This is a genomic window from Bradyrhizobium diversitatis (genome assembly GCF_016031635.1).
GTDB classification, from domain to species: Bacteria; Pseudomonadota; Alphaproteobacteria; order Rhizobiales; family Xanthobacteraceae; genus Bradyrhizobium; species Bradyrhizobium diversitatis.
Genome location: NZ_JACEGD010000079.1, coordinates 1 through 11,910 on the forward strand (window position 1 = coordinate 1; position 11,910 = coordinate 11,910).

Here is an 11,910-nt window from a genome sequence, read left to right on the forward strand (position 1 = left end):
AGGCGAAGGTCGCCTGCGACCAGCCCAACAGCGCGGCCAGCATCTGGCCGGTCTGGTTGGAATCATCGTCGATCGCCTGCTTGCCGAGGATGATCAGGCCCGGCTGCTCTTCGTCGGCAACCTTCTTCAGGATCTTGGCGACGGCGAGCGGCTCGACGGCGCCTTCGGCCTTCACCAGGATGCCGCGGTCGGCGCCCATGGCGAGGCCAGTGCGGATCGTCTCCGATGCCTGCGCAGGTCCGATGGAGACCACCACAACCTCGGTGGCCTTGCCGCCTTCCTTCAGGCGCAGCGCTTCCTCGACTGCGATTTCGTCGAACGGGTTCATGGACATCTTGACGTTGGCGAGTTCAACGCCCGATCCATCGCCCTTGACGCGGACCTTGACGTTGTAATCGACCACCCGCTTTACCGGCACTAAGACCTTCATCGATCCTCTTTCACTCAATCTGGGAGGGGGGTTATCAACTGGCGCGGAACCTAAAGGCCTGATCTGCCCCGGTCAACGCGCGAACGGGTCTAATTTTGGCCTTCTGAAATGCGGGAGCGCGATGGGTCAGCGGTTCTGGCCGGGAACCCAGAGCACGTCGCCGGCGCCATTGCCGTTAGCCGTCCGGCTCGCCACGAACAGGAAGTCGGACAGGCGATTCATATATTGGATGCCAGCCGCGCTGACCGGCTCGCCGGGCCGGGCCGCCAGTTCCACAATCACACGTTCCGCCCTGCGGCATATCGTGCGCGCCACATGCAGATGGGCTGCGACCGGCGTGCCGCCGGGAAGCACGAAGGAGGTCAGCGGCGCGAGCTTTTCGTTCAGCGTGTCGATGTCGCGCTCGAGCCGCTCGACCTGGCTCGTCACCACCCGCAGCCGCTCAGCCTTGCCCTCCCGTTCGGGCACGGCGAGATCGGCGCCGAGATCGAACAGATCATTCTGGATGCGGCCGAGCATCGCATCGAGTTCGGGCGTGTCCCGGGTATGGAGCCTGACCACGCCGATCGCGGCATTGGTCTCGTCGACGGTGCCGTAGGCTTCGATGCGCAGATCGTATTTCGGACGCCGCTCGCCGGTTCCGAGCGCCGTCGTGCCGTCGTCACCGGTCTTGGTATAGATACGGTTCAACGTGACCATTTAGCGCCCCATCGCCCAGACCGCGAGCATCGCGATGATGATCGCCACGAACTGCAGCAGCACGCGCCAGCGCATCAGTTTCTGCGAGGTGTTGGGCGAGCCGCCGCGCATCATGTTGACGAGCCCGAGCAGCAGCACCAACGCCACGGCGCCGGCGGCCGCCGGCAGGATGAAAGTACTCAGGAGAGATGCCATTGGGCGTAGATAACACCGTGGGCGTCGGTCCGCCATCTCCCCAGTTCGTCATTCCGGGGCGATGCGGCGGGACCGAGCGAAGCGAGGCCGGCGCGTCGAGCCCGGAATCCATCGCGCCACTTGCGCTGCGGCTAGATGGATTCCGGGCTCGCGCTTCGCGCGCCCCGGAATGACGGCGGGGCGCTTCGCGATCTGGCTTTTGAGCCAATAATGTCAGAAGCTGCCTAAATGATTTCCGATTTGTGTCCCTCGCCGACCGTCTTCCCCTCCGCCCGCAAGCGGGAGGAGGGAGCAGTACAGGGCAAGCCGTGAAAGCGATCCGCTACATCTACGTCGTCGTGATGGATGCGTTCTACACCTTCCTCGCCGATGACGGCTGGGCGATCGCAAGCCACATCGCGCTGTCGACGCTGATGGCGCTATTCCCGTTCCTGATCGTGCTGACCTCGCTCGCCGGCGTCTTCGGCTCCAAGGAACTCGCCGACCAGGCGGCCAGCCTGATGCTCCAGGTCTGGCCCAAGCAGGTCGCCGATTCGATCTCGGGCGAGGTGCATGACGTGCTGACCACGACCCGCACCGGCATTCTGACCATCGGCGCGGCGCTGTCGGTCTATTTCGCCTCCAACGGCGTCGAGGCGCTGCGGGTCGCACTCAACCGCGCCTACGCGGTGGTGGAGATGCGACGCTGGTACTGGCTACGGCTGGAATCGATTGCCTACACGCTGATCGCCGCCTTCACTGCGCTTGCCATGGCGTTCCTGATCGTGCTCGGTCCGCTGATCATCGAGGCCGCGCGGCGCCACATTCCGCTGTTCGTCGAATCGAACGAAAGCATCCTCACCTGGCTGCGCTACGGGATCACCATCGGCGCGCTCGTGGTTGCGCTGTTCATCCTGCACGCCTGGCTGCCGGCGGGACGACGCAGCTTCCTCCAGATCATGCCGGGCATCATCTTCACGGTGGTGGCGTCGCTGGTCTCCGGCGTCGTCTTCGGACAGTATCTGGCGCGCTTCGCCAACAACTACGTGACCATGTATGCGGGGCTCGCCTCGGTGATCATCGCGCTGGTGTTCCTGTATTTTATCGCCGCGATCTTCGTTTACGGCGGTGAGCTCAACGCCGCGATCATCAAGTCGCGGCTTCCTCATGGCGTGTCGCTTCAAGCAGCGCAGTCGCTAAAGCCCGCGGAGACACAGGCTTGACCAGGAAGGCGTCGGCGCCGGCCGCGCGCGATGCTGCCTCGTCCTCGCCACGGCCGGACACGCCGATGATCGGGATCCGAGCCAGCGGCGTCGACAGCGCGCGAATCCGCCTGATGGCCTCGATACCGTCGATGCCCGGCAGCACCATGTCCATCAGCACCGCGTCGAACGCGCCCTGCTCCAGCCGGCCGACCGCATCCTCGCCGCGCCCGATGAACTCGGCTTGATGGCCGAGCTCGGTCAGGATCGTGTTAAGCACGACGCGGCCGAACGGATTGTCCTCGACGCTGAGCACGCGAAGGCCCGCGACCGCCTCGGGCCCGCTACCCTCCGCCTCGCTGCTCTTGTCCGATCCCGTGGCATCCAGCGACACCGTCAACGTGAAGGTGGCGCCACCACCGCGGCGCGGAGCGACGGTGATGTCGCCGCCCATCGCATGCGCCAATTGCTTGACCGAAGAGAGCCCCAAGCCGGCGCCGCCGAAGCGCGAGGCGATGGTGACATTGGCCTGGGTGAACGGGCGGAACAGCCGCTTGATCTCCGCCATGGTGAGGCCGATGCCGCTGTCGGACACGGCAAAGGAGACACCGACCCTACCCTTGCCCTTTGCTTTGGCTTTGGCGGGACGCCACGGCTCGACTGCGAGCGCCACGCCGCCCTGGTCTGTGAACTTCACGGCATTGTCGATCAGGTTCTCAAGCGCGGCGCGCAGGCGGACGGGATCACCGACCACGAGTCCAGGCAGCTTGTCGGAGATCTCGACCTCGGACTGGAGACCCTTGGCCGCGGCGCGGCCGGCCAGCGAATCGCCGGCGCTGCGGGCGAGGGTCCGTAGATCGAACAGGTCCTGCCGCAGCGTGCTGCCGCCCTTCCCCGTTCCCTTGCCGGTTCTGGCGGCATCCACGAACAGCGTGGCAAGGCTCGCCAGATGCTCGGCACCGGCCTTGATAGTATCGGCCCACCGCCGCTCCCGTTCGCCGAGATCGGAAGTCGCGAGCAGATCGCTGATTGCCAGAATGCCGGTCAGGGGGGTGCGGACCTCATGGGCAAAGGCGGCCAGCGCCGCCTGGACCACGTCGGGCGCGACCACCTTGGTGCTGCGCTTGCGCACCTTTCCTGCCATCCTGGACCGCTTCCGAGGCAGCCGCCTGGACGTCCGCGTGGTGCGCACTGGACGCGTTTTCGCAGCCATGAATCCCCTTCGAAGTACTCTCTTCGAACCCCGCGCGGACCGAGCATGGCACGGAGGAACACCCGGAGTCACGGCGACGTTTTGCTAACCCCCAGAGAAACTTAACCTAATCCCACCAGCTGGCGGACGCCGGCCGGCGTGATGCCGGCCGCGCGCAAGGCGCGTAGACCGGTCGACTGGCTCGATTTCGACAGCTTCCGGCCCGCCTCATCGCGAATCAGCGGGTGGTGGCGGTAGGCGGGCTCGGGCAGGCCGAGCAGCACCTGGAGCAGGCGGTGCACCGCGGTGGCGTACAACAGGTCCTGGCCCCGCACGATCTCGCTGACGCCCTGGAGTGCATCGTCGACGACCACCGACAGATGGTAGCTGGTCGGCGTCTCCTTGCGGGCCAAAATCACGTCGCCCCACGCCTCCGGCCGCGCCGTCACGATGCCGCGCTCGCCATCCGGTCCCTCGCCCAGCTCACTCCAGGTCAGGCCGGTGACGTGCCGGCAGGCCGCAATCATGTCGAGCCGCAACGCGTAAGGCCTGCCCGATGCGACGAGACGGTCACGCTCGGGAGCTGGGAGCAACTTCGCCTCGCCGGGATAAAGCGGCGCGCCGTCGGGATCGCGCGGCCATGGCCCATTCGCCTCGCGCACGGCAACGAGCCTTGCGATCTCTGCCCGGCTCTCGAAGGCGGGATAGACGAGACCAAGCGCCGACAGTCTGTCCAACGCGGCACGATAATCGGCGAGATGCTCCGACTGCCGGCGCACCGGCGTTTCCCAGGCAATTCCGAGCCAGGCGAGATCCTCGTAGATCGCAGTCTCGTATGCCGGCCGGCAGCGCGTCGTGTCGATGTCCTCGATCCGCAGCAACAGCCGCCCGCCGGTCTCCCGCGCGCGATCGAAGTTGAGCAGCGCGGAATAGGCGTGGCCGAGATGCAGGAGGCCGTTGGGGCTGGGGGCAAATCGGAAAACGGGTGGCATCAGTCGACATATCTCGTCATGGCCGGGCTTGTCCCGGCCATCCACGTTCTTCGAGCCCGCCTGCCGATTATGTCAAGGTGCCGGACAAACACCACAACCACCGCTCATGCTAGACAATACGTCACGGTTAGAAAGACGTGGATGGCCGGGACAAGCCCGGCCATGACGTCGGAGAGCTTGTCGGACCATCATGACCATCCACCTCGAAACCCAGTCCGATCTCGAAGAGGCCGTCCACGCGCTGATCAAGCGCGATCCGCGCCTCAGGCCCGTGCTCGAGATCGCGGGCATGCCGGCGCTGCGGCGGCGCGAGCCGGGCTTTACGGGCCTTGCGCACATCGTCTGCGGACAGCAGCTCTCGACCGCGAGCGCGGCGGCGATCTGGGGTCGGCTGGCGGCGGCGTTCGATCCGTTCGACCATGATGCGGTGCGCCGCGCCCGCACCGACCGGCTGGGGCGGCTCGGCCTCTCCGCCGCGAAGATCAAGACGCTGAAGCATCTGGCGCGCGAGATCGCCGCCGAGCGGCTGAACCTCGACGTGCTCGCGGAGGAAGATGCCGATGCCGCCCATCACACGCTGATCGCATTGCCCGGTATCGGCCCCTGGACCGCCGACGTCTACCTGCTGTTCTGCCTCGGCCACGGCGACGCCTGGCCGGCCGGCGACCTCGCCGTGCAGGAGGGCATCCGTATCGGGCTCGGTCTGAAGGCGCGGCCGACCGAGAAGCAGATGGCGCCGCTCGCAGAACCCTGGCGTCCGCTGCGCGGCGCGGCCGCGCATCTGTGGTGGAGCTACTATCGCGCCGTGAAGAAGCGCGAGGGCGTGCTCGCGGGGTCGGGCTAACCGCGCAGCCTCGCGCGGTCTGCCCGGGCGCATTCGGCGACGAAGTCGACCACGGCGCGCACCGCCGGAAGCTCGACGAGGTCGGGATGGGCCAGCAGCCATAGATCCGCGACGCTGGCGAGCTTCTGCGGGGCGACGCGCACGAGATCGGAATAGGCTTCGGCAACGAAGCACGAGAGCGCGGAGATTCCGATCCCGGCGCGGACCGCCGCCAGCATGTCCCCCTGGGACGAGCAGCGCATCACCACCCTCGCCTGCCGCGTGACGACGTCGCTCCAGCGCGCGAGCTGCGCATTGGACGTCTGGTCGGCGAAGCCGATGACGCTGTGCTCCTTCCACTCGCCGCGCCGTTCGGGCAAGGACCGCCCGGCGACATAATCGCGCGAGGCATAGAATCCCGTGCCGAGACGGCCGATCTTGCGGCCGACCAGGTTCTCCTCGCCGCTGTCGAAGGGCCGCAGCACCACGTCCGCCTCGCGACGGCGCACGCTCGCCGGAAACGGATGGGTGATGATCTCGAGCTGGATATGATCGTGCGCACGCAGGAAGGCGGGCAGGCGCGGCATCAGCCAATGCGAGGCCAGCGTCGCGCCGATCGACAGCTTGACGATGCCCCGCGCCTTGTGTCCTCCCGCCGCGACCGCGGTCTCGGCCCGCAGCGCCGCGGCCGCCATTGCCTCGGCGTGCTCGCGCAGCGTCCTTCCATCCGCCGTCAGCGCCAGGCCGTCGGCGGCGCGCGCCACCAATCGGGTGCCGAGCTGGGCTTCCAGCGCCGCGATCTTGCGGCTGACGGTGGGATGGCTGGTGTGCAGCCGGCGGGCGGCGGCGGTGAAGCTGCCGGTATCGGCGACCGCGACGAAGGTCTTGCAAAGGTCCCAGTCCATCGGCAGGCCCCGGTTCATAGTTGAATGTCTATCCGTTCATTATTGAACGGCCCGAGCGCGCCGTCCAACCTTATAGTGGGATCAAATCCGCAAACGCGGGCGGCAGTCGGCCCGCGCGACAATCAACAGGGAAACGCCTCGTCATCCGCCCGCCGGCGGGGCCGCGTTTCAGGAGGACATGATGGCGCTGCCCACTCTCTTGAAGGAGTCGCTCGAGCTGCCCGTGGTCGGCTCGCCCCTCTTCATCGTTTCCGGGCCGGAGCTGGTGATCGCCCAGTGCAAGGCGGGCGTTGTCGGCTCCTTCCCCGCGCTCAATGCCCGTCCTGTCGAGAAGCTCGACGAGTGGCTGAGCCGCATCGAGGACGAGCTCGGCGAATACAAATCGCGCAATCCCGGCAAGAAGGTTGCGCCCTACGCCGTCAACCAGATCTGCCATGCCTCCAATGACCGGCTGATGAAGGACATGGAGACCTGCGTAAAGCACAAGGCGCCCATCATCATCACCTCGCTGCGGCCTCCGGCAGAGATCGTCGAGGCCGCGCACTCCTATGGCGGGCTGGTGTTCCACGACGTCATCAACGTCAAGCATGCGCGCAAGGCCGCCGAACAGGGCGTCGACGGCCTGATCCTGGTCTGCGCCGGTGCGGGCGGACATGCCGGCACGCTGTCGCCCTTCGCGCTGGTGCGCGAGGTCAAGCAATGGTTCGACGGAGCGATCCTGCTGTCGGGAGCGATCAGCGACGGCTTCGGCATCGCCTCGGCGCTGACGCTGGGCGCCGACCTCGCCTATATGGGCACGCGCTTCATCGCCACGAAGGAAGCCAATGCCGACGCAGCCTACAAGTCGGCGCTGACGCAGCATGCCGCGCACGACATCGTCTACACCAACCTGTTCACCGGGGTGCACGGCAACTATCTCGGCCCCTCGATCGCCGCCGCCGGATTGGACCCGGACAATCTGCCGGCCGCCGACAAATCGAAGATGAATTTCGGCTCCGGCGGCAACATGAAATCGAAGGCATGGCGCGACATCTGGGGATCGGGCCAGGGCATCGGCCAGATCACCGATGTCCCTCCCGTCGCGGAGCTCGTCGATCGGATGAAGAGTGAATTCGATCAGGCCCGGCAGGATTTCCTGATGCGCGCGAGCGCCTGACGTTTCGGACTGGCAAACAACGGGAGGATACAATGAAGCTTGTAGCCGCACTGATCGGCCTGTCCCTGCTGGCGCTCGCCGGCGGCAGCGCGCATGCCGAAGGCGCCGACGAGATCCGCATCGGCCAGACTCTGCCCTATAGCGGGCCGGCATCCGGCTTCGGCGCGATCGGACGAACGCAGGAAGCCTTCTTCGAGAAGATCAATGCCGATGGCGGCATCAACGGCCGCAAGGTCAGGTTCATCACGCTGGACGATGCCTACTCGCCGCCGAAGACGGTCGAGCAGACCCGCAAGCTGGTGGAGCAGGACGAGGTGCTGATGATGTTCGGCTCGCTCGGCACCGCCACCAACAGCGCCGTGCAGCGCTACCTCAACGGCAAGAAGGTGCCGCAGCTGTTCGTGCTCTCGGGCGCGACCAAATGGGCCGATCCGCAGAAATACCCATGGACCATGCCCGGCATGGCCGCCTATGAATCCGAAGGCGTGGTCTATGCCAAGCACGTGCTGCGCACCAAGCCGGGCGCCAGGATCGCCATTCTCTCCCAGAATGACGATTTCGGCCGCGACTATGTCGCCGGCTTCAAGCGCGCGCTCGGCGACAAGGCCGCCAGCATGATCATCGCCGAGCAGACCTACGAGACCAGCGCACCGACGATCAGCTCGCAGCTCTCGACCCTGAAGGCATCGGGTGCCGATGTGCTGTTCGGCGTCGTGCTCGGAAAGTTCACCTCGCAGATGATCAAGGGCGTCGCCGAGATCGGCTGGAAGCCCGAGCTGTTCTTCGTGCCGACCTCGGCCTCGTCGATCTCGTTCCTGGAGCCGGCCGGGCTCGACAACGCGGTCGGCCTGATCTCGTCGAGCAATCAGAAGGACACGATGGACCCGCAATGGGCCAGCGATCCCGGCGTGAAGGAATACTTCGCCTTCATGAAGCAATACATGCCGAACGCGGACCTCTCCAACTCCAACTACGGGGCCGGCTACCACTACGCGACGCTGCTGATGACCGTGCTGAAGGCCTGCAAGGGTGATTTCAGCCGCGAAAATATCATGCGCCAGGCGGCCTCGCTGAAGGAGGTGAAGCTGCCGCTGCTGCTGCCGGGCATCACCGTTTCGACCGGGCCAGACGACTATCTGCCGTTCCAACAGCTTCAGCTCCGGCGCTTCAACGGCAAGAGCTGGGTGGGCTTCGGCGACGTGCTCGACGATCGCTGACTCCAGTGGAACAGGGACGGACCATGATCATCAACGGCGAACGCCGGATCGGCTATGACGAGATCCAGGCGCGCATCAAACGCGCCGCGAGCGGGTTTCGCGCCCTCGGCGTTGCCGAAGGCGCGCCGGTCGCGATGATGCTGCGCAACGACTTCGCCCTGTTCGAGGTGGTTGCGGCCTCCACCGCACTGGGCAGCCCGGTGGTGCCGATCAACTGGCACCTCAAGGCCGAGGAGGTCCGTTACATCCTGGCCGACAGCGGCGCCAGGATCCTGGTCTGCCACGCCGACCTGCTGCCGCAGATCCGCGGCGGCATTCCCCAGGATGTCCGCCTGCTCGTCGTCGCAACCCCGCCCGAGGTCGCGGCAACCTTCGCAATTCCCACCGACCTGACCGACGTCCCGGCGGGATCGATGGATTGGGACCGCTGGCGCGACGGCCATCCGGAATCGCAGGAGCCGCCGCGCCGGGCCGCGGCAATGATCTACACTTCGGGGACCACGGGCATGCCGAAAGGCGTGCGGCGCATGCCGATGCGGCCCGAACAGGCCGCCGCCTCCGAACGCGTCGGCGCGATCGCCTACGGCATCAAGCCGCGCGAGGACCAAGTCGTGCTCATCAACGGGCCGATGTATCACTCGGCGCCACATTCCTATGGCATGATGGCTTTCCGCAACGGCTGCACCATCGTTCTCCAGGCCCGGTTCGGCGCCGAGGAGCTCTTGGCGCTGATCGAACGTCACCGTGTGACGCACATCCACATGGTGCCGACCATGTTCGTGCGCCTGCTCCGCCTGCCCGAGGCCGTCAGGCAGCGTTACGACCTGTCGTCGCTGCGCTTCGTCGTGCACGGCGCGGCGCCGTGCCCGCCCGAGGTGAAGCGGGCCATGATCGAGTGGTGGGGACCGGTCATCAACGAATATTTCGGCTCGACCGAGACCGGCATACCGGTGTGGCACTCGGCCGAAGAGGCGCTGAGGAAGCCCGGCACGGTCGGCCGCGCCATCGAAGGCGGCATCGTCAAGATTTTTCGCGACGACGGCAGCCTCTGCGATGTCAATGAGATCGGCGAGATCTACATGCGCCAGAGCGCGGTGCCCGATTTCGACTATCACGGCAAGGCGCAGGCGCGCGCCGAGGCCGGGCGCGACGGTCTCGTCAGCGTCGGCGACGTCGGCTATCTCGACGAGGACGGCTATCTGTTCCTGTGCGACCGCAAGCGCGACATGGTGATCTCGGGCGGCGTCAACATCTATCCTGCCGAGATCGAGAACGTGCTGATCACCATGCCCGGCGTCCGCGATTGCGCCGTGTTCGGCATCCCGGACGCGGAATATGGCGAGCGGTTGTGCGCCTGCATCGAGCCCGATCTGGCCGAAGAGCTCTCCGCCGCTGCCGTGCAGTCGTTTCTGCGCGAGCGGCTGGCCAACTTCAAGGTGCCGAGGGAGATCCAGTTCCTGGATGCGTTGCCACGGGAGGCAACCGGGAAGATCTTCAAACGCAAGCTGCGGGATCCCTACTGGGCGGACCGCACCCTAGCGGGACGCTGACAAACAGCGTTTAAAACTATGTTGCGGTTGCAAACGACGCGCCCATGACCGATGAGATGCCGGCACGGACACGAGCCGGGATCGACATCATGACAGCCACCGATTTCATCGTTGCGCGCGACGATTTCGAAAATTGCAGGACGGTCGCGACCGCGCTTCCGGATGCGCTGCCGCAGGACGCCCTGCTGGTGAAGGTCGACCGCTTTGCGCTGACCGCCAACAACATCACTTATGCCGTGCTCGGCGACGAGCTGAAATACTGGCAGCTGTTTCCGGCGCCGACTGGCTTCGGCAACATTCCGATATGGGGCTTTGGCGAGGTCATCGCCTCAACACATCCGAACGTACCCGTCGGCGATCGCCTGTTCGGCTATTTTCCGATGGCGACGCATCTTGTCATCGAGGCCACCGACGTCAGCAAGCGCGGCTTGCGCGACGGTGCCGCCCACCGGCAGGGCGTAGCGCCGGTCTACAACGCCTATGCGCGCGTCGGCGGCGATCCCACCTACGCCGGGCGGCAGGGCGATTACCAGGCGCTGCTGCGGCCGCTGTTCATGCTGTCGTTCCTGGTCGACGACTTTCTCGCCGAGAACGACGACTTCAGCGCGCGAACCGTGCTGCTGTCGAGCGCCTCGAGCAAGACCGCGTTCGGGCTCGCGCATCTGCTGCACACGCGCGGGCGCAAGGTGATCGGGCTGACATCGGCTGGAAACACGGGCTTCGTGACGTCGCTCGGCTGCTATGACGAGGTCATCACCTATGACCGCGTGACGTCGTTGCCAACGGAGGCCCCGGTCGCCTTCGTCGACATGGCCGGCAACAGCGCACTGCGGGCCGCGCTGCACCGGCATTTCGGCGAGCAGATGAAATGCTCGGTGCGCGTCGGTCTGACGCATCGTGCCACCGAGGCCGACGAAGGCGAGCTGCCCGGTGCAAAACCGCGCTGGTTCTTCGCGCCCGACCAGATCCACAAGCGTGCCAAGGAATGGGGCCCGGGTGGTATCGAGCAGCGTTTTGGCGCGGCATGGTCCGGCTTCGCGCCGCTGTTGGAGAGATGCCTGACCGTCGTCGAGAGCCGCGGACCCGAGGCGGTGCGGCAGGTCTATCTCGACACTCTGAAGGGCCGCATTCCGCCGGAGCAGGGCCACATGCTCTCACTGCTCGGGTAAGGCGCTTTCGACGACCTGAGAACCGGTATAGCGTTTGCCCCTCCGAGGAAACGCCGCGAAGGCGGCCATGAGGTCGCGCATGCTGGACCGGACGCAGGATATTTCGTCGTCCGTTAAGAAGCCGAATTGAGCGGGGCCGGACAGGCGCGCGTGCGCCAGAGCTGGATCAGGAACAGGCACAAGAGTTCTCTGATCCAGGCGAGGATGCGGCGGAAGTTGTGGCCGACGGCTGAGAGGATGACGTTGGCCGCATCGCCGGCGCGGCCTTTGAGGTAGCAGCGGCCGAGGTGGCCATCGGTCTTCAGGTGTCCGATGATGGGTTCGATGGCGGAACGGCGGCGCAGCTCGCGCTTGATGACACCGAAGACGCCGCGCTTCTGGCCAGAGATGAAGATTCGGCG

General features: G+C 66.0%; 13 protein-coding genes. 6 read left to right on the forward strand and 7 right to left on the reverse strand.

The window, feature by feature from the left end:
* From H1B27_RS39055 to H1B27_RS39065, 3 genes are all read right to left on the reverse strand, one after another.
* The coding region (locus H1B27_RS39055; RefSeq protein ID WP_197968786.1) for an electron transfer flavoprotein subunit beta/FixA family protein at positions 1–430 on the reverse strand (430 nt) is incomplete at its 3' end.
* A 126-nt stretch (positions 431–556) separates the two neighbouring features.
* Positions 557–1,129, reverse strand: a complete 573-nt coding sequence (locus H1B27_RS39060; protein WP_197969698.1) for a cob(I)yrinic acid a,c-diamide adenosyltransferase — start codon at positions 1,127–1,129, stop codon at positions 557–559.
* The gene (locus tag H1B27_RS39065; protein ID WP_035711572.1) at positions 1,130–1,324 is read right to left on the reverse strand and encodes a twin transmembrane helix small protein; all 195 of its coding nucleotides are present in this window, start codon (positions 1,322–1,324) and stop codon (positions 1,130–1,132) included.
* 308 nt (positions 1,325–1,632) lie between these two features.
* Between H1B27_RS39065 and H1B27_RS39070 the strand changes: the two genes are divergently transcribed.
* Positions 1,633–2,526 carry a YihY/virulence factor BrkB family protein gene (locus H1B27_RS39070; RefSeq protein ID WP_061880683.1) on the forward strand — a complete coding sequence of 298 codons (894 nt, stop codon included), beginning with the start codon at positions 1,633–1,635 and terminating at the stop codon, positions 2,524–2,526.
* Here H1B27_RS39070 and H1B27_RS39075 read toward each other — a convergent pair.
* Entirely contained in the window at positions 2,453–3,718 is a 1,266-nt protein-coding gene (locus tag H1B27_RS39075) for an ATP-binding protein (RefSeq protein ID WP_197969699.1), read from the reverse strand. The genes H1B27_RS39070 and H1B27_RS39075 overlap by 74 nt on opposite strands.
* Positions 3,719–3,819: 101 nt before the next feature.
* Positions 3,820–4,689: a tRNA glutamyl-Q(34) synthetase GluQRS gene (gluQRS, locus tag H1B27_RS39080; RefSeq protein WP_197969700.1), complete on the reverse strand. Its 870-nt coding sequence runs from the start codon at positions 4,687–4,689 to the stop codon at positions 3,820–3,822.
* 190 nt (positions 4,690–4,879) lie between these two features.
* Here gluQRS and H1B27_RS39085 point away from each other — a divergent pair, with 190 nt between their 5' ends.
* On the forward strand, positions 4,880–5,533 hold the full coding sequence (locus H1B27_RS39085; RefSeq protein ID WP_197969701.1) for a DNA-3-methyladenine glycosylase family protein: 654 nt from the start codon (positions 4,880–4,882) through the stop codon (positions 5,531–5,533).
* Here the strand turns inward: H1B27_RS39085 and H1B27_RS39090 are convergent.
* Positions 5,530–6,417, reverse strand: coding sequence for a LysR family transcriptional regulator (locus tag H1B27_RS39090; RefSeq protein WP_197969705.1), 888 nt, complete (start codon positions 6,415–6,417; stop codon positions 5,530–5,532). The two genes, H1B27_RS39085 and H1B27_RS39090, sit on opposite strands and share 4 nt — an antisense overlap.
* Before the next feature lie 181 nt (positions 6,418–6,598).
* Between H1B27_RS39090 and H1B27_RS39095 the strand changes: the two genes are divergently transcribed.
* From H1B27_RS39095 to H1B27_RS39110, 4 genes are all read left to right on the forward strand, one after another.
* Positions 6,599–7,573 carry an NAD(P)H-dependent flavin oxidoreductase gene (locus H1B27_RS39095; protein WP_197969702.1) on the forward strand — a complete coding sequence of 325 codons (975 nt, stop codon included), beginning with the start codon at positions 6,599–6,601 and terminating at the stop codon, positions 7,571–7,573.
* A gap of 32 nt (positions 7,574–7,605) precedes the next feature.
* Positions 7,606–8,790 (forward strand): ABC transporter substrate-binding protein, encoded by a 1,185-nt coding sequence (locus H1B27_RS39100; RefSeq protein WP_061880679.1) that lies wholly within the window; start codon positions 7,606–7,608, stop codon positions 8,788–8,790.
* A 23-nt stretch (positions 8,791–8,813) separates the two neighbouring features.
* The gene (locus H1B27_RS39105; RefSeq protein ID WP_197969703.1) at positions 8,814–10,340 is read left to right on the forward strand and encodes an acyl-CoA synthetase; all 1,527 of its coding nucleotides are present in this window, start codon (positions 8,814–8,816) and stop codon (positions 10,338–10,340) included.
* An 89-nt stretch (positions 10,341–10,429) separates the two neighbouring features.
* Positions 10,430–11,509: a DUF2855 family protein gene (locus tag H1B27_RS39110; protein ID WP_197969704.1), complete on the forward strand. Its 1,080-nt coding sequence runs from the start codon at positions 10,430–10,432 to the stop codon at positions 11,507–11,509.
* Positions 11,510–11,622: 113 nt separating this feature from the next.
* On the opposite strand, the gene H1B27_RS39115 is transcribed toward H1B27_RS39110, so the two are convergent.
* Positions 11,623–11,910: transposase (locus H1B27_RS39115; protein ID WP_197967352.1), on the reverse strand; the 288-nt coding region annotated here is incomplete at its 5' end.